This is a genomic window from Delftia sp., assembly GCF_059499305.1.
On record NZ_JCABYI010000022.1, the window covers coordinates 18,771 to 35,629 of the forward strand.

Annotated in this window: 14 protein-coding genes; 5 read left to right on the top strand and 9 right to left on the bottom strand. The window is 68.4% G+C overall.

Annotated elements, in window-relative coordinates:
• Positions 1-107 precede the first annotated feature (107 nt).
• Positions 108-656, bottom strand: coding sequence for an outer membrane protein assembly factor BamE (locus tag AC5I49_RS12705; RefSeq protein WP_016447212.1), 549 nt, complete (start codon positions 654-656; stop codon positions 108-110).
• 156 nt (positions 657-812) lie between these two features.
• Between AC5I49_RS12705 and fur the strand changes: the two genes are divergently transcribed.
• From fur to AC5I49_RS12720, 3 genes are all read left to right on the top strand, one after another.
• Positions 813-1,238, top strand: coding sequence for a ferric iron uptake transcriptional regulator (gene fur, locus AC5I49_RS12710; protein WP_013804774.1), 426 nt, complete (start codon positions 813-815; stop codon positions 1,236-1,238).
• A 142-nt stretch (positions 1,239-1,380) separates the two neighbouring features.
• On the top strand, positions 1,381-2,958 hold the full coding sequence (locus AC5I49_RS12715; protein ID WP_416820376.1) for a DUF1800 domain-containing protein: 1,578 nt from the start codon (positions 1,381-1,383) through the stop codon (positions 2,956-2,958).
• A gap of 16 nt (positions 2,959-2,974) precedes the next feature.
• A complete protein-coding gene (locus AC5I49_RS12720; protein ID WP_312841529.1) occupies positions 2,975-4,189 on the top strand; it encodes a DUF1501 domain-containing protein in 1,215 nt (404 codons plus the stop codon).
• Here AC5I49_RS12720 and sigJ read toward each other — a convergent pair whose 3' ends face one another.
• The 5 genes from sigJ to AC5I49_RS12745 form a co-directional block, all read right to left on the bottom strand.
• Entirely contained in the window at positions 4,190-5,113 is a 924-nt protein-coding gene (sigJ, locus tag AC5I49_RS12725) for an RNA polymerase sigma factor SigJ (protein WP_016454217.1), read from the bottom strand. It lies immediately after the preceding gene.
• Between the two features lie 70 nt (positions 5,114-5,183).
• Positions 5,184-5,684: an NUDIX hydrolase gene (locus tag AC5I49_RS12730; RefSeq protein WP_495789457.1), complete on the bottom strand. Its 501-nt coding sequence runs from the start codon at positions 5,682-5,684 to the stop codon at positions 5,184-5,186.
• A 112-nt stretch (positions 5,685-5,796) separates the two neighbouring features.
• A complete protein-coding gene (locus AC5I49_RS12735) occupies positions 5,797-6,339 on the bottom strand; it encodes a GNAT family N-acetyltransferase (protein ID WP_026062867.1) in 543 nt (180 codons plus the stop codon).
• 87 nt (positions 6,340-6,426) lie between these two features.
• Complete coding sequence (locus AC5I49_RS12740) at positions 6,427-7,428, bottom strand: HD-GYP domain-containing protein (RefSeq protein WP_016447218.1); 1,002 nt, start codon at positions 7,426-7,428, stop codon at positions 6,427-6,429.
• Positions 7,425-11,201 carry a PAS domain S-box protein gene (locus tag AC5I49_RS12745; protein WP_495789458.1) on the bottom strand — a complete coding sequence of 1,259 codons (3,777 nt, stop codon included), beginning with the start codon at positions 11,199-11,201 and terminating at the stop codon, positions 7,425-7,427. Before AC5I49_RS12745 ends, AC5I49_RS12740 begins: the two co-directional genes overlap by 4 nt.
• Positions 11,202-11,339: 138 nt before the next feature.
• On the opposite strand from AC5I49_RS12745, the gene AC5I49_RS12750 reads away from it, so the two are divergent.
• On the top strand, positions 11,340-11,612 hold the full coding sequence (locus AC5I49_RS12750; protein WP_046238009.1) for a DUF2061 domain-containing protein: 273 nt from the start codon (positions 11,340-11,342) through the stop codon (positions 11,610-11,612).
• A gap of 410 nt (positions 11,613-12,022) precedes the next feature.
• Here the strand turns inward: AC5I49_RS12750 and AC5I49_RS12755 are convergent, their stop codons facing one another.
• Entirely contained in the window at positions 12,023-12,991 is a 969-nt protein-coding gene (locus AC5I49_RS12755) for a LysR family transcriptional regulator (protein ID WP_046238008.1), read from the bottom strand.
• A gap of 246 nt (positions 12,992-13,237) precedes the next feature.
• Between AC5I49_RS12755 and aptA the strand changes: the two genes are divergently transcribed.
• Positions 13,238-14,596: an omega-aminotransferase AptA gene (gene aptA, locus AC5I49_RS12760; RefSeq protein WP_203400182.1), complete on the top strand. Its 1,359-nt coding sequence runs from the start codon at positions 13,238-13,240 to the stop codon at positions 14,594-14,596.
• A gap of 79 nt (positions 14,597-14,675) precedes the next feature.
• Here the strand turns inward: aptA and AC5I49_RS12765 are convergent, their stop codons facing one another.
• Together AC5I49_RS12765 and AC5I49_RS12770 are read right to left on the bottom strand one after the other, a co-directional pair.
• Positions 14,676-15,704 carry a Bug family tripartite tricarboxylate transporter substrate binding protein gene (locus tag AC5I49_RS12765; protein ID WP_495789459.1) on the bottom strand — a complete coding sequence of 343 codons (1,029 nt, stop codon included), beginning with the start codon at positions 15,702-15,704 and terminating at the stop codon, positions 14,676-14,678.
• A gap of 109 nt (positions 15,705-15,813) precedes the next feature.
• Positions 15,814-16,830, bottom strand: coding sequence for a FadR/GntR family transcriptional regulator (locus AC5I49_RS12770; protein ID WP_209670365.1), 1,017 nt, complete (start codon positions 16,828-16,830; stop codon positions 15,814-15,816).
• Between the last annotated feature and the right edge of the window lie 29 nt (positions 16,831-16,859).

The following is a 16,859-nucleotide window of genomic DNA, read 5'->3' on the forward strand; positions in this document are numbered from 1 at the left end:
AAGGCTCAATGCGTGGAAAGTGGACTGCCCGGGCGCACGGCAGGCACCGCGGCAGCCGCCATCCACGGAAAAACGCCCGCATGCCTTGCGGCGCGCGGGCGGCGATATCAGCGGGCGCCGGGCTCCAGTGGCGGATAGCTGGCCGCCGCGGGCGGCGGCTCGGCGGCCACGGGCTCTTCGACCGGCTTGGCAGCGGGGAACTTGGACAGTTGCTCCTCGCTGGCTTCCAGCTGAGGAATCTTGCCCAGCTTCTTCTTGGAGCCCAGGCTGGCGACGAATTCGGCCTCGGTGGGCATCTCGTCGCCTTCGGAGCGGGCGAACAGGTCGCCGTTGAAGAAGACGGTCAGCTTGCGCACCTGGGAATCGACGCCGGGACGCTTGATGGTGAACACATATTCCCAGCGGTCGGCGTGGAATACGCTGGTGACCAGCGGCGTGCCGAGGATGTCACGCACCTGCTGGCGGCTCATGCCGGGCTGCAGGGCCTCGACCTGTTCGCGGGAGACGAAGTTGCCTTGGACGACCTCGACCTTGTAGGGAGTGACGACATTGGCGACTCGGTGCGCGGCGCCATCGAGGCTGCTGCAGCCTGCCAGCGCCACCCCGATCAACAGCATCAGGGCCGCACTGGCGCGGCAACGGGCTTGAACATGCATTGGTATCAGCATAGGGATATGATCGTGGATCATTGTAGCGGCTGGTCCCCGGGGCTTGCGATCATGCGACGCCCCTGGCACCAGGGCCATTTTGTTCGCCGTCCCGCACCTGCCGTGGTGGCAGCCCAGCGGGCAGTCTCTGCCAAAGACCCAGACATGAAGAACATCGACGAACTCAAGAGTACCGGCCTGAAGGCCACGCTGCCCCGCCTGAAGATCCTGGAGATCTTCCAGACGGGTGCGCAACGCCACATGACGGCCGAAGACGTGTTCCGCGTGCTGCTGGACGAGCGTTCGGACATCGGCCTGGCCACGGTCTACCGCGTGCTCACGCAGTTCGAGCAGGCAGGCATCCTCATCCGCAGCAATTTCGAGAGCGGCAAGGCCGTCTACGAGCTCAATGAAGGCCAGCACCACGACCACTTTGTCTGCACCAGCTGCGGCAAGGTCGAGGAGTTCTACGATCCCGATATCGAAAAGCGCCAGAACCTGATCGCCAAGGCCAAGGGCTGGGTGATCCAGGACCATTCGATGGCCCTGTACGGACAGTGCGCTGAATGCGCGAGCCGGCCCAGCAAATAAGGCCGGGTCCCTCAGAAAAAGCGGAGTGTGAAGCACTCCGTTTTTTTTGCCTTTTACTTTTTGCTACCGGCGCTTTACAGGGCGAAGCACATGGGTGGAGGATGCTGGCGTCCAATGGATGCCCCCTACCCACCGAGACACCATGCGCCGCACTTCGCCGTTCGCCATCGCTCTCACTTTCTCCGCCATCGTCCTGGCCACAGGCTGTGCGCCCTTGCAGGCCCCGCCGTCGTCCGCAGCGGCCGCGCTGCAGGGAGTGGCCGAGGCACCGCTCACCGCCGCGCAGCGCCAGCAATGGCTGGACCGCGTCACCTGGGGCGCCACCGACAGCGAGGATGCGCAGCTGCAGCGCCTGGGCCTCAAGGCCTGGCTGGCCCGGCAACTGCAGCCGGGGCCTCAGCCGCTGCCTGCGCAGGCGCAGCAGCGCATTGATGGGCTGGGCATCAGCCAGCGCCCCATGGACCAGGTGCTGCTGGAGCTGGGCGACCAGCGCAAGGCCGTGCAGGAAGCCGCATCGGCCGATGAAAAGGCCGCGCGGCAGCAGGCCTACCAGCGCACGCTGAACAAGCTGGGCAGCGATGCCCAGAAGCGCTTCGTGATCCGCGCGCTGTACTCGCCGGCACAGCTGCAAGAGCAGATGACCTGGTTCTGGATGAACCATTTCAGCGTCAGCCTGCGCAAGGCCGATATCCGCGCCTGGGTGGGCGACTACGAGGAGCAGGCCATACGCCCGCATGCGCTGGGCAGTTTCCGCAGCCTGCTGGAGGCCTCGCTGCGCCACCCGGCCATGCTGCGCTACCTGGACAACGCCAGCAATGCGGCGGGCCGCATCAACGAAAACTACGCGCGCGAGCTGCTGGAGCTGCACACCATGGGCGTGGGCAGCGGCTACACCCAGGCCGACGTGCAGGAGATGGCGCGCATCCTGACAGGCGTGGGCATCAATCTGCAGCCGGCCGGCACGCCGCCGCCGCGCATGCGCGGCGGGCGCCAGGGCGACTACCTGCGCTCGGGATTCTTCGAGTTCAATCCCAACCGGCACGACTACGGAGCCAAGACCTTCCTGGGCCAGCCCCTGCACGCGCGCGGCATGGCCGAGGTCCAGGAGGCGCTGGACCGCATCGTCGCCGCGCCGGCCACGGCGCAGTTCATCGCGCACAAGCTGGCTGTGTTCTTCATTGCCGACGATCCGCCGCCGGCCCTGGTGCAGCGCACGGCACAGGCCTTCACGCGCAGCCGGGGCGACATCGCAGCCACCGTGGCGGCGCTGCTGACCGATCCGGAGGCCGCGCGCTTTGGCCGCAAGTTCCGCGATCCGCTGCACTACGTGCTGGCCGCCACGCGGCTGTCGGTGGACCAGCGCGTGGCGGCCGACGTGGCGCCCGTGCTGGGCTGGATCAACCGGCTGGGCCAGAACCTCTACGCGCATGAGACGCCGGACGGCTATCCGCAGATGCAGTCCGACTGGGCCAGTTCGGGCCAGATGGCGGCACGCTTCGAGGTGGCGCGCCAGATCGCCACGCGCAGCGCCGTGCTGTTTCGCGCCGACCCCAAGGAGGCGCTGGAGAAGCCGCCCTACCCCATGCTGTCGGAACGGGCCAGCGTGCGCCAGCGCCTGCCCCAGTGGAGCCAGGCCACGCAGGCGGCACTGGCCCAGGCCCGCAATCCGGCGGACTGGAATACCTACTTCCTGTCCGCACCCGAGATGATGTTCCGCTGAACCCCGGAGACTTTCCATGCAGCGACGCCACTTCCTGACCATGGCATCGGCCCTGCCCTTTGCCGCCCACCTGGGCCGGCTGCAGGCGGCCGCCCTCCAGCCAGCCACGCCGCGCCTGCTGCTGGTGTTTCTGCGCGGTGCCTATGACTGCAACAGTCTGCTGGTGCCCACGCACAGCGACTTCTACTACGAGGCCCGTCCCAGCATTGCCATCCCCCGTCCCGGCGAGGCCGGCGGCGCGCTGGCGCTGGATGGCCGCTGGGGCCTGCACCCGATGCTGGAGGACAGCATCCATCCGCTGTTCCAGGCCGGCCAGGCCTGCTTCGTGCCCTTTGCAGGCACGCACGACCTGTCGCGCAGCCATTTCGAGACACAGGACTCCATCGAACTGGGCCAGGGCCTGGACGGGCGCCGCAGCTACCAGTCGGGCTTTCTGAACCGGCTGGCCCAGGTGCTGGGGCAGGACGGGCGGGGCCCGGTGTCGCCCATGTCGTTCACGCCCCAGTTGCCACTGCTGCTGCGTGGCAGCCTGCCGTCCGCCAACATGGCCCTGGCGTCCGTGGGCAAGGGCGGGCTGGACGATAGACGCAGCCAGGCCATTGCCGCCATGTACGCAGGCACTGCCCTGGCCACGGCCGTGCAGGAGGGCTTTGCCGTGCGCGATGCAGTGCAGCGCAGCGTGCAGGAAGAGATGGACCAGGCCGGGCGCGACGCCATCAGCGCGCGGGGCTTTGCGCTGGTGGCGCAGCGCATGGCGGCCCTGATGCGCGATCGCTTCGACCTGGGCTTTGTGGATGTGGGCGGCTGGGACACGCATGTGGCCCAGGGCGGCGCCACAGGCGCGCTGGCCGGACGGCTGGACGAGCTGGGCCGGGGCCTGGCCGGTTTTGCCCAGGAGATAGGTCCCGAGGCCTGGCGCCATACGGTGGTGGTGGTGATCAGCGAATTCGGCCGCACCTTCCGCGAGAACGGCAACAAGGGCACGGACCACGGCCACGGCACGACCTACTGGCTGCTGGGCGGCGGGCTGTCCGTGCGCGCGGGCGGTCGCATCGTGGGAGAGCAGGTCGAGGTCAACCAGAAAAACCTGTTCCAGAACCGCGACCATCCCGTGCTCAACGAGTACCGCGCCGTACTGGGCGGCCTGTTCCAGCGCATGTATGGACTGAGCCCCGCCCAGCTGCAGCGTGTCTTCGAAGGCGCGACGCCCCGCGACCTGCAACTCGTCTGACTACGGCAGCGCCTGCGGCGGCACTGGCACGCCGGACAGCTTGTCGGGATTGCGCAGCGTGTAGATGCGGCGGATCAGGCCGTCTTCGACCAGCAGCGTCTGCACGGATTCCAGCTCGCCGTCGATGCAGCGCAGCAGGCCCGGCAAGCCGTTGACGCGCGCCAGGTGCAGGGTCTGGCGCTGGCCGTTGCGCCGCATGCGGCGCGTGGTGGCGAAGTACAGCAGGGCCAGGCGCCGGCCGGTCTCCAGCACGCGGCCGAACGAGGGCACCTTGCCGCCGCCGTCGCTGATGAGTTCGGCATCGGGCGCGAACAGCGCCTGGATCTGCGCAAAGTCCCCACCCTGCACGGCCTGCGCAAAGCGCTGCAGCAGCGCGGCATGGGCCTCGGGCGGCGCCGCAAAGCGCGGGCGGCCGGCCTGCACATGGCTGCGGGCGCGGTGCACGAGCTGGCGGCAGGCAGCCTCGCTGCGGCCCAGGGCCTGGGCGACCTCGGCATAGTCGGCATCGAAGACCTCGCGCAGCAAAAAGGCGGCGCGCTCGTCGGGCGTGAGCTGCTCGAGCACGAACATCAGCGCCGTGGACACGTCGTGGGCACGCTCCAGCAGGTCTTCGGCCGAGGGGGCGGACTCCTCGGCCCAGGGCTGGACCAGGGGCTCGGGCAGCCAGAAGCCCTGGTAGTGCTCGCGCTCGGCGCGCAGGCGGCGCAGCCGGTCTATGGCCAGGCGCGTGGTCACGGAGACCAGCCAGGCCTCGGGCTGCTCTATGCCGGCGCGCTCGGCGCCATGCCAGCGCAGCCAGGCCTCCTGGACCAGGTCTTCGGCATCGGCGCGCTGGCCGAGCATGCGGTAGGCCAGGCCGAACAGGCGCGGGCGGTGGCGCTCGAACAGGGCCAGGGGATCGTCGGTGGCGGAGGAGGTCTGCATGCCATCAAGACGCGGGAGCGTGGCGTTGTGTGACAGACAGGGCCGGCATGGTGCTCGGTGCCTTGGTGACTCAGTGGGGCTGCGGAGCCTGCAGCACGCTGGGATCGGTGTGGATCAGCTCCAGCGGGTAGCGGCGGCCGGCCAGGTAGTCCTCTATGCTTTGCATCACCAGCGGACTGCGGTGCTGGGCGGTGCAGGCCTTGAGTTCGTCCAGCGTCATCCAGACCGTGCGGATGATGCCGTCGTCCAGCGGCTGGCTGGCCCGGAAGTCACCCAGCTCGCCCGTGAAGGCAAAGCGCAGATAGGTGATGTCGGAGCCGGTGCGCGTGCGCACGAAGCGGTTCAGGTAGACGCCGACCAGGGCCGTGGGCACGAAGTCGTGCGCCGTCTCCTCATCGACCTCGCGCACACAGGCGGTGATGGGCGACTCGGCAGGGTCGAGATGGCCGGCGGGGGTGTTGTAGCGCACGCCATCGGCCGTGTCTTCTTCCACCAGCAGAAAACGGCCATCGCGCTCAATGATGGCCGCCACAGTGACATTGGGTTTCCAGCGATCGGGCATGGCGCGCATTATGACCAGAGGCGGCCGGCCCGTCCCCGGCCAAAAACCCCATCACCGCGCCTTGCAGACCACCACGCGACACGGCGCCCTGTAGCGCCCTGTAGCGCCCCGTAGCACCGCCCTACAGCGGCCGGGCCATGTACAGCGCACCGTCGCCGTAGCTCACCAGGCGCTGCTGCTGCAGCGGGTCGGTCAACGCCTGCACGGCATAGCCATGGCGCTCCCAGTAGCCGCGCGAGCCCTGCACCGACACCAGGGCCGTGTGGCGCAGGCCCTCGGCGCGCGCCCGCTCCCACAGCGGCGCCAGCAGCGCACGGGCCAGGCCCTGGCCTGCGGCCTCGGGGTGCACGGCCATGTCGTGCAGGTACAGTGTGTCGGCCTGCTCGACGGCCTCGAAGTCACCGTGCAGCGGCGTGATCTTGGCCATGAGGCTGCGGTAGGCCGCGAGATAGGCGCGCACCCGGCCGCCCTGCTCCAGTGCCAGCGAGCAATGGGCCGTGCCGGCCAGGCGCCGCGCAAAGACCTCGCCGCTCTCGGCATAGTCCTCGCCATAGCAGGCCCGCTGGATGTCCAGCAGACCGGGCAGGTCGGCGGCGGTCAGTGCGCGGACATGGAAGCGGTCAGCGGCAGGCAAGGAAGAGGATGGAGAAGGCGAACAAGACATGGGCAGGACAGGCAGGTGCCGGAGACAGGCCGCCCAGGGTAAGCGATTGCCAAAGCCCCGGCGCACCCTGCCGGAATCGGTTCCCCGTCAATCCTTCCAGCGCTCGCGTATGTCTTCCAGCTGCGGGCGCAGGCCGATGAACAGCGGCACCAGGCGCGGGTCGAAGTGGGCGCCGGCCTGCTGCTCTATGTGATCCATGGCGTCGTCCACCGTCCACGCGTGTTTGTAGGGGCGTTCCGTGGTGAGGGCATCGAACACGTCGGCCACGGCCACGATGCGCGAGGCCAGCGGTATGTCCTCGCCCGCCAGGCCCTGCGGATAGCCCGTGCCGTCCCATTTCTCGTGGTGGGTCAGCGCGATGCTGTAGGCCATCTGCAGCACCTGGGAATCGTGCTCGCCGATGATCTCGGCGCCGATCTGCGGATGGCGGCGCATGACCGTCCATTCCTCGGCCGTCAGCGGGCCGTTCTTGAGCAGGATGGCATCGGGGATGCCGATCTTGCCCACATCGTGCATGGGCGCGGCGTTGAGCAGGTCGTCCGCCCATTCGTCGGTGCAGCCGGCCGCCAAGGCCAGTGTCTTGGCGTAGTGGCTCATGCGGATCACGTGCATGCCGGTCTCGTTGTCGCGGTACTCGGCCGCGCGGCCCAGGCGCTGCACGATCTGCAGCCGCGTGCTGCGCAGCTCGTCGAGCTTGACCAGCGACAGGTGGTTGCGCACCCGCGCCCGCACCACGGGCGCGCGCACGGGCTTGACGATGTAGTCCACCGCGCCCGAGGCAAAGCCCAGGGCCTCGTCCTGTCCGTCAGACAGGGCGGTGATGAAGATCACCGGGATGCGGGCCGTGTCGGCCTGCGCCTTGAGCTGGCGGCACACGGCGTAGCCGTCCAGCTCGGGCATCATGATGTCCAGCAGGATCAGGTCCGGCTGGTGCTGGGCCAGCTGCAGAGCCTTGCGCCCGTCCGTGGCGAACGAGAGCCGGTAATCCTCGCCCAGGATCTGGCGCAGCACATGCAGGTTGGTCGGGTCGTCATCGACCAGCAGCAGGCGCGGGCGCTTGTCCGTTGCCAATAGATTGGGCGCATTCATGCTCTGTCTCCATCGTTCGAGGGCAGTTGCTGCTGCAACTGCTGGGCGCATTCCTGCGCGCGCTCGAAGTCGAAATTATCCAGTGCCTGCTGCAGCGGCTGAAGCTGTTCGGCCGTCAGCATGCGCACGAGGGCCTGCATGGCCTGCCCGTCCAGCTCCCCGCTGTGCAAGGCGGCCACGATGCGCTCCAGCCAGGGCCGGGCATCGGCAGGCAGGGCGGGTGCGCCCGCCTGGGGCGCCGCATCGCCCTCGGCCTGCGCCCACGCATGGCCCGGCGCCTCGCCCGATGCCGCCCCCTGTGCCTCGGCCATCGGCATGGCGGCCGGGTGGCGCTGGCGCAGCTCGCGCGCGACGGCATCCAGCGCCTGGTGCAGCTGGTCGATGAGGGCAAGCAGCTGCGGCTGCCCGGCGCCCTCCTGCGCCAGGCCTTCCAGGCGCGATGCCAGCCGGTACACGGCCTGCAGGCCCAGGTTGCCGGCCGCGCCGCGCACGCGGTGCGCCAGGCCGATCAAGGCCTCGGGTCCGGGGCGCTGCAGGGCACGGCGCAGGCGGTCGGCCAGGTCCAGCTGTTCGTTGAGGAAACGCCGAATGGCGGCCACCAGCGGATCGACCCGGCCCCACAGCGCAATGCCCGAGGCCCAGTCCACCGTGACATCAGGCAGCCCCGGCTGGGCGCTGGCGGGCGCGGGCGGCCTGGCCTCCTTGAGCGCCACCTGCAGCGACAGCAGGCGTGCGATCTCGGCCTGCAGCCGCGCCATGTCCAGCGGCTTGGAGGCAAAGCCGTCCATGCCGGCGGCGGTGGCGTCGCTGCGGTCCTTCTCCAGCACGCTGGCCGACAGCGCGACGATGGGCACGGGCCGGCGCTGCAGCTGCCGCTCCCAGACACGGATGGCGCGCGCCGCCGCCAGGCCGTCCATGCCCGGCATCTGCAGGTCCATCAGCACCACGTCGAAAGGCGGCTCCTGCGCCTGCACGCAGCGCAGCGCCTCGGCACCGTCGTGGGCCAGCACCATCTGGTGGTTCTGGCTGGAGAAGTTGATCTGCAGCAGCTCCAGGTTCTCGGGCACATCGTCCACGGCCAGGATGTGCAGCGGCGGCAGGCCGCGGCTGGCCGCCCCGCGCTCGGACAGCGGGCTCTCGCCGACCGGCAGGGGCAGGCGCACCTCGAACACCGTGCCCACGCCCACCGTGCTGTGCAGCTGGATGCTGCCGCCCATGAGTTCGGCCAGCTGGCGCGAGATGGTCGTGCCCAGGCCCGTGCCGCCGAAACGCCGCGTGGTCGAGGCGTCGGCCTGGGCAAAGGGGTCGAAGATGCGGTGGATCTTCTCGGCCGCGATGCCTATGCCCGTGTCATGCACATCGAGCTGGAGCACGCCCTGCTCGTAGCGCACGCGCAGCAGCACATGGCCGCGTTCGGTGAACTTCACGGCATTGCCCAGCAGGTTCACCAGGATCTGCTGCACACGCATGCCGTCGCCGCGCAGCGCGGCCGGCGTGTGCGGGTCGTAGTCCAGGCGCAGGTCCAGGCCCTTGCGATCGGCCGTGATGCGCAGCGATGCCAGGATCTGCTGGCACAGCTCGCGCACCGAGAAGTCCTCTATCTCCAGCTCCACCGCGCCCTTGTCGAGCTTGGCCGTGTCCAGGATGTCGTTGAGCAGGCGCAGCATGGAGCGCGCCGCGTAGTGCACCGTGTCCAGGTAGCGCGCCTGCGTGGGCTGCAGCGCGGTTTCGCGCAACGCCTCGGTGAAGCCGATGATGGCGTTCATGGGCGTGCGGATCTCGTGGCTCATGTTGGCCAGGAAGGTGCTGCGCGCGGCGGCCGCGGCTTCGGCATGCTCCTTGGCCAGCACCAGCTCCTGGGCCAGCTTGCGCTGGGCGCTGATGTCGGTGAGCAGCTTGACGATTTTGTAGGGCCGGCCGTCGGCACCGCGTATGGGGTTGTAGGTGGCCTGCACCCAGATGCGCCGCCCCTCGTGCCCGCAGCGCAGGAACTCGCCGGCCTGGAACTCGCCCTCGGCCAGGCGGCGCCAGAACTGCACATGCTCGGGCGAATGCGCATAGCCGGGCTCGCAGAACATGCCGTGGTGGCGGCCCGCGACCTCGTCGAGCCGGTAGCCGAACAGGTCCAGGAAATTGCGGTTGGCGCGCAGCACATGGCCGCGCAGGTCGTACTCGATGGTGGCCAGCGACAGGTCGATGGCGCGCACCGTGCCCTCGAACTCGGCATTGCGCGCGCGCGCCGCCGTCTGGTCCATGATCACGCCGTCGATCCAGGTCAGTTCGTCCTGTTCGTTGAAGACGCCGCGCCCGGTCTCGGACACCCAGCGCGTGCTGCCGTCGCGGTGCAGCAGGCGGTAGTCGGCGTTGTAGGTCTGGCGCCGCGCCAGAGAATGCGCCACCGCAGCCTCCAGCCGGTCGCGGTCCTCGGCGTGGATGAGCCGGTCCCAGCCCGTGAGGCCATCGGTGAAATCCTGCTCGGTCCAGCCCGTCAACTCCTCGATGGAGCGGCTGAGCAGCAGCGGCGTCCATTTGCCGTCGTACAGGCAGCGGAACGTGGTGCCGGGCACGTTGTTGATGAGGGTGCGGTACTGCTCCTCGCTGCGGCGCAGCGACTGCAGCATCTGGCGGCGCTCGCGGATATCGGTCACAAAGCCCACGTACAGCGGATCGCCGGCAATCGCCACCCGCCCCACGGCCAGGCGCACGGCGATCTGCGTGCCGTCCTTGTGCATGGCGTTGATATCGCGGCTGGAGCCCAGCAGGCCCGCAAAGCCCGTGGCCAGATGCTTTTGCAGCGAGCCGCCATCGCCATCGCAGCCCGACGCGGGCATGAGCAGGCTGGCGCTGCGGCCCACCACCTCCTGCGCCGTCCAGCCCAGCAGCCGCTCGGCCGCGCCGTTGAACGAAACGATGCTGCCGCGCCCGTTGATCATCACGATGCCGTCCACTGCCGTCTCCACCACGGCGCGCAGGCGCGATTCGCTGCGCTGCACCTGGCGATAGATCTGGCGGTAGCGCAGCGTCATGTTGACCGCGAACACCAGACCGAAGATCAGCACCACCATGCCGACGATGGAGAACACCAGCAGCGCATGCGTGGGCGACTCCACCTGCGCCAGCACATCGATCTCAGGCTTGAGGCGCAGTGCATACAGGCCCGCATAGTGCATGCAGGAAATGGCCAGGCCCATGACGATGCCGGCCACCAGCGTGGGCCACAGCCGGCCCGTGTTGCCCAGCCTGAAGCGCACCCACAGCGACAGCATGGCCATGCCTGCCGCCACGATCACCGACAGCAGCACGCCCCAGGGGTCGTAGAGCATCGAGGTCCAGGTCTGGGCCGCCGCCATGCCGATGTAGTGCATGGAGCCAATGCCCAGCCCCATGAGCACGCCGCCGCCCACCAGCGCCTGCGTGGACAGCTGCGGCCGCACCATCAGCGTCAGCGCCAGCCAGGACGCCAGCATGCTGGGCAGCATGGACAGCGTGGTGATCCAGGGGTCGTAGTCGCCAAAGGTGCAGGGCACGAAGGCCAGCATGCCGATGAAGTGCATGGCCCAGATGCCCGCGCCCAGGCAGAAGGCGCCCGTGAGCACGCCCACGCGGCGTATGCGCGGCGACGCGGCATCGCGCGCCAGCCCGGCAATCTGCATGGCCATCACCGACGTGGCCACGGCCACCAGCACCGACAGCGTCACCAGGCCCGGATGCAGCCACTGGAACCACTGCGGATGCGGCGCCCAGCCGAGCACGAAAATCTGGTCCCAGCTCATGGCGCGCCCCCGGCATGGCACAAGGCCGCAGCACGCAACAGCCGGCCATCTATAGTGTTTATAACTTTGATGATCATTTTCGATTGGCCATAACTATTTCGCACACCTAGCATGGAGTCTCATCCCGAGGAGAGCCCCATGAGCCGCATCCGCCAGACCCTTCACCACCACCGCCGCACGCTGTTGAAGACTGCCAGCTACTACGTCATTCATGTCACCGTGGCAGCGGCCGTGGCCTATGCCGTGACCCGCAATCTCTGGGCCGCGCTGACGCTCAGCCTGCTGGAGCCCACGGTGCAGGCCGTGGCCTTCTTCTTCCATGAAAAGCTGTGGGAGCGCGGCCTGCGCCGCCGTGCCGACGCGGGCGCCGGCATGGCGTCGCCTGCAGCAGCCACTGCGGCTGCGGCCTGAACCCGCCAGGAGCACGAACATGCCCAAGCCCCTGCGGTCCTTCAGCGCGGACGCCTCATTCGGCAATTGGCTGACCGAAACCCTGGCAAGGATGGTCGATGGCGGCACGGGCTGAAACCCGGCCCTGCCGTGGCGGCAAGAGAGGTGGACATGGCGGCGCATGGTGCAAGAACCCGGGAAATGCGAAATCGTTGGTATCAAGGCGCTGCCCGTGCGGCCCATGGCCGGCACGGAATCCATACATGCCTTTCGACCGCATCGGGGCGGACTGAAGCCCCGGCGCCGGTCACAATGCCAAACATTGTCAAGCGCATACGCTGGAAAATATGTGCACAAGCTGTGCCAAAAACTGTGCATAACCTCTTCGCAAACCTGTGATTTTCCTCTTGCCAAGGCTGTGGCAAAGCCGTTCATTCACGGTGCACGCCCAGCAGCGCGTCGATGAACACACGGGCTGCACGCCCAGGCACCACGGCACTGCGCCAGACCGCGAAGAAATCACAGAGATAGAAGAACCGGTGGGGGGCCACGGCCTGCAGCAGACCCTGGCCCTCCATGGCCTGTGCATAGTGGTCGGGCAGAAATCCCAGGTAGCGGCCCGAGCGCACCAGCATGGCAATGGCCTCCTGGTCAAAACCCGTGGCCTGGCGCTGCAGGCCGGCCTGGTGGCTGAGCGCCATATTGGGTGACTGGTAGCCCAGGCCTGCAAAGGCATGTGCGCCCAGGCTGTCCCAGTCCAGCCCGCCATGGTCGGCGCCATGCAGCGGATGGCCGGGAGCGCAGTACAGCTGCATGCGCTCGCCGAACAACCGGGCACTGTCCAGCGCGCCCGAACTGGGTGCAGAGGGCAGCACGCCCACCTGCCAGCGCCCCTCCATCAGTCCGCGCTCGATGGCCTGTATCGAGGCCACGTGCAGCCGCAGGTGCAGTTGCGGCGCCTGATCGTGCAGCAGGCCTATCGCCTCGGGAATGCGTGACTGCGGATTGCCCACGGTCTTGTCGAACAGCGCCACGTCCAGCGTGCCGGCCAGCCGGCCATGGATGTCGTCCACCTGGCCCAGAAACCCCTCCACGCCGCCCAGCAGCTGCAGCGTGGCCTCGTAGATGCGGTGGCCTTCGGGCGTGAGTGCGAAGCCGGCGCGCCCGCGCCGGCACAGCGTCAGGCCCAGGCGCTCTTCCAGGTCCTTCATGTGGCGGCTCAGCGTGGAGCTGCCGATGTTCAGCTCCAGCTCGGCAGCCGACATGCCGCCGCACTCGACCACGGCCTTGAACACGCGCAGCAGGCGCAGATCCATGTCGCCCAGCTGGCCCAGCGCCGCACGCGCACGGCCATCGCGTGCCCGGCGGCTCGCAGGTGTATCCAGAGAAAATTCCGCCATCGCCATTCGCCTCCCGGTGTGCTTGCCGGACATGGCCACCGCTACAGGGGAGCCACTATAGGGGAGCCACGGGGCGGCAGTGGCGACGGATTCCCCCAATGCGCGCACGCCATGCCGCGACCGGCAGGCGCTTGGTCACTTGCAGAAATATGCAAGTAAACCTCGATATCGTGCTCTTCGCGAAATCAAACAGCGCGCTCACAATGGGCCGATCCACATTTCTTCCCTAGGCTCGAGGAGATCGCCATGACCCTGGTTCCCACCGAACAAAGCGCCGCCCCCGCCACGCGCACCGATGCCGCCTGGCTCGAGGCCCACTGGATGCCCTTCACCGGCAACCGCGAGTTCAAGGCGCGCCCGCGCATGATCACCAGCGCCCAGGGCGCCTACTACACCGATTCCGACGGCCGCAAGATCTTCGACGGCCTGTCGGGCCTGTGGTGCTCGGGCCTGGGCCATGGCCGCCGCGAGATCGCCGAAGCCATCGGCCGCGCGGCCCAGCAGCTGGACTATGCGCCGGCCTTCCAGTTCGGCCACCCGGCCTCGTTCGCGCTGGCCAACAAGATCAAGGAGCTGACGCCCGCAGGTCTGGACCATGTGTTCTTCACGGGCTCGGGCTCGGAAGCCGCCGACACGGCGCTGAAGATGGCACGCGCCTACTGGCGCGCCAAGGGCCAGGGCGGCAAGACCCGGCTGATCGGGCGCGAGAAGGGCTACCACGGCGTGAACTTCGGCGGCATCTCGGTCGGCGGCATGGTGGGCAACCGCAAGACCTTCGGCCAGGGCGTGGAGGCCGACCACCTGCCGCACACGCAGCCGGCGCTGGGGTCCTTCCACAAAGGCATGCCCACCACCGATGGCCGCGCGCTGGCCGACCGGCTGCTGGACCTGATCGCCCTGCATGACGCCAGCAACATCGCGGCCGTCATCGTCGAGCCCTTCTCGGGCTCGGCCGGCGTGGTGATTCCGCCGGCCGGCTACCTGCAGCGCCTGCGCGAGATCTGCACGCAGAACAACATCCTGCTGATCTTCGACGAGGTCATCACGGGCTTCGGCCGCTGCGGCGCCATGACGGGGGCGGAGGCCTTCGGCGTCACGCCCGACATCATGAACATCGCCAAGCAGGTGACCAATGGCGCCCAGCCCCTGGGCGCCGTGGTGGCCAGCAAGGAGATCTACGACACCTTCATGGCAGCGGGCGGCCCCGAGTACATGCTGGAGTTCCCGCACGGCTATACCTACTCGGCCCACCCCATTGCCTGCGCGGCGGGCGTGGCCGCGCTGGACCTGCTGCAGCGCGAGGACGGCCCGGGCCGCGTGCGCGCGCTGGCCCCGTTCTTCGAGCAGGCCGTGCACAGCCTCAAGGGAGCAAAGCATGTGGCCGACATCCGCAACTTCGGCCTGGCTGCGGGCTTCACCATCGAGTCGCTGCCCGGCGAGCCGGCACGCCGTCCCTACGAGATCGCCATGAAGTGCTGGGACAAGGGCTTTTACGTGCGCTACGGCGGCGACACCATCCAGATCGCGCCGCCCTTCATCAGCGAGAAGGCCGAGATCGAGCGGCTGGTCAGCGCCCTGGGCGATGCCCTGACCGAAACGAACTGAGCATCTCCGGCACATGAGAAAAGCCCCTGGGCCGTGAGGCCGCAGGGGCTTTTTGCATGGCAACGGCAAGGCTGCGAAATCAGTCCAGCGTAATGCCCGCGTTCTTGATCACATCGCGCCACTTGTCCACTTCCACGCGCAGGAACTGGGCCGAGGCATCGGGCTTGAGGCCCGAGGGCAGCACGCCCATGGCGTCCAGCTTTTCCTTGACCTCGGGCGCGGGCAGGGCCTTGGCGATCTCGGCGTAGAGCCGGTCCACGATGGGCTTGGGCGTGCCTGCGGGCACGGCCGCGAGGAACCAGGCATCGGCCGTGAAGTCCTTGAGGCCTGCCTCCGACATGGTGGGCACGTCGGGCATGGACTGCAGGCGTTCGTTGTGGGCCACGGCCAGCGCGCGCACCTTGCCGGCCTTGAGCTGCGCGGCAATGGTCACGGCCGTGAGAAAGCCGAAGTCGGTCTCGCCGGCGGCCAGCGACACCACCGAAGGCGCGCTGCCCTTGTAGGGCACGTGGCCGATCTTGACCTTGGCCTGCATGGCATACAGCTCGGCGCCCAGATGGTTGGGTCCGCCCGTGCCCGACGAGGGGTAGTTGAGCTTGCCGGGCTGGGCCTGGGCCGCCGCCGTCAGCTCCTTGAGCGAGTGGAACGGGCTTTGCGCGCCCACGGTGAGCACCAGCGGGCTGCGCGCCACCAGGCTGATGGGCGCGAAGTCGCGCAGCGGGTCATAGGGCAGCTTGGTGTACAGGCCCTTGGCCATGGCCATGCAGCCCACGTCGCCCAGCACCACGGTGTAGCCGTCGGCCGGCGCCTTGGCCACCAGGTCGCAGCCGATGGTGCCGTTGGCACCGGGCTTGTTGTCCACCACCACCGTGGTGTGCATGCTCTCGCCCAGCTTTTGCGCCAGCAGGCGGCCCAGGATGTCGGTGGAGCCACCGGGTGCGAAGGGCACGACCAGGCGAATGGTCTTGGACGGATAGCTGCCTGCGCCCTGGGCATGGGCAAGGGGCGCCGCCAGCGTGGCCGCCAGCGCAAGGCCGCCGGCCAGGGCGTGCCACAGGGCTGCGCGGCGCACCGAGGTGCGGGAGGATGCGAAAGGGGTTTGTCTCATGCTGTTGTCTCGTGAGGGGAATGCGTGAAGGCCAAGCGCGCGGCAGCATACCAGCAGCGGGCAGCGCGAAACGCGTGGCGTGGGGCGCCGATGACCGGTGCGGGACAGCTCAGGAGGCCGCGCGCTTGCGTGCGGCAGCGGGACGCGCGGACGTGGCCTTTGCAGGCGACTTTGCCGGAGCCTTCGCAGCCGTCTTTGCGGAGGCCTTTGGGATGGTTTTTGCGGGGGCCTTTGCCGGGGCCTTCGCGGTGGTCCTTGCGCTCGCCCTTGCCGTTGTTTTTGACGCAGTCCCTGGCGCTGTCGCTGCGGCCTTTTCCACCGGCTGCACGGCGCGTCGCGGACGCGGGCTGCGCAGGCTGTCGGCATCGAGGATGAGCCGGCCCTGGATGCGGCCCTTCATGCGCTTGACGCTGCTGGCCGCATCGCGCATGTGCTCCTGCATCAATGCGCGCACCTTCGCAGCATCGCGCTCGCGCGCGGCCTGCACGATGCTGCGGTGGAACTGCGCATTGGCCTCGCCGAAGCGCCGGTGCTCGGCCTGCGGAGTACGGTTGGCGAAGACGATGAGCTGGCGGATCATCTCGTTGATCAGCTCGCAGGTGAAGCGCAGGAACGGGTTGGGGTTGGCGGCCGCCAGGATGTCGTGGAAGTTCACGTCCTCGCGCCGCTGGCTCACCAGGTCGTCGCTGCTTTGCGTGGGATCGCAGCAGGCGATGCTGTGCTCCAGGGCCTCGAAATCGGCCTCGGTCAGATGGGGCACGGCGCCTGCCGCCAGCTCGGGCTCCAGCATCTGGCGCACCGTGTAGATGTCGTCGATGGTCACCTCCTGGAAGAACAGGTAGTTCTGCATGAACTGCAGCGTGCGGTCCAGCGGCACCTCGACGACCGTGCCACCGCCCGAAGGGCCGGTGGAGATGGTGATCAGCCCCTGCACTTCCAGCGACTTGAGGGCCTCGCGGATCGTTCCCTTGCTGACCTGGAACTGGGCCTGCAGCTCGCTTTCGCGCGGCAGGCGGTCGCCGGGGCTGAGGTTCTTTTCGGTGATCAGACGCTTGATCTCCTGGGCCACCAGATCCGGGCGCTTGAGTTGCCGGATCGCCAGGGGGGCCGACTTGGGTGTAGCCATTGTTGTGTTCTCCGGAAGGGCACCGGATC

Bases quoted from the DNA above. Each gene is read 5' to 3' on its own strand.
- AC5I49_RS12705 (WP_016447212.1), bottom strand. From the start codon at position 656: ATGCATGTTCAAGCCCGTTGCCGCGCCAGTGCGGCCCTGATGCTGTTG.
- fur (WP_013804774.1), top strand. From the start codon at position 813: ATGAAGAACATCGACGAACTCAAGAGTACCGGCCTGAAGGCCACGCTG.
- AC5I49_RS12715 (WP_416820376.1), top strand. From the start codon at position 1,381: ATGCGCCGCACTTCGCCGTTCGCCATCGCTCTCACTTTCTCCGCCATC.
- AC5I49_RS12720 (WP_312841529.1), top strand. From the start codon at position 2,975: ATGCAGCGACGCCACTTCCTGACCATGGCATCGGCCCTGCCCTTTGCC.
- sigJ (WP_016454217.1), bottom strand. From the start codon at position 5,113: ATGCAGACCTCCTCCGCCACCGACGATCCCCTGGCCCTGTTCGAGCGC.
- AC5I49_RS12730 (WP_495789457.1), bottom strand. From the start codon at position 5,684: ATGCGCGCCATGCCCGATCGCTGGAAACCCAATGTCACTGTGGCGGCC.
- AC5I49_RS12735 (WP_026062867.1), bottom strand. From the start codon at position 6,339: ATGTCTTGTTCGCCTTCTCCATCCTCTTCCTTGCCTGCCGCTGACCGC.
- AC5I49_RS12740 (WP_016447218.1), bottom strand. From the start codon at position 7,428: ATGAATGCGCCCAATCTATTGGCAACGGACAAGCGCCCGCGCCTGCTG.
- AC5I49_RS12745 (WP_495789458.1), bottom strand. From the start codon at position 11,201: ATGAGCTGGGACCAGATTTTCGTGCTCGGCTGGGCGCCGCATCCGCAG.
- AC5I49_RS12750 (WP_046238009.1), top strand. From the start codon at position 11,340: ATGAGCCGCATCCGCCAGACCCTTCACCACCACCGCCGCACGCTGTTG.
- AC5I49_RS12755 (WP_046238008.1), bottom strand. From the start codon at position 12,991: ATGGCGGAATTTTCTCTGGATACACCTGCGAGCCGCCGGGCACGCGAT.
- aptA (WP_203400182.1), top strand. From the start codon at position 13,238: ATGACCCTGGTTCCCACCGAACAAAGCGCCGCCCCCGCCACGCGCACC.
- AC5I49_RS12765 (WP_495789459.1), bottom strand. From the start codon at position 15,704: ATGAGACAAACCCCTTTCGCATCCTCCCGCACCTCGGTGCGCCGCGCA.
- AC5I49_RS12770 (WP_209670365.1), bottom strand. From the start codon at position 16,830: ATGGCTACACCCAAGTCGGCCCCCCTGGCGATCCGGCAACTCAAGCGC.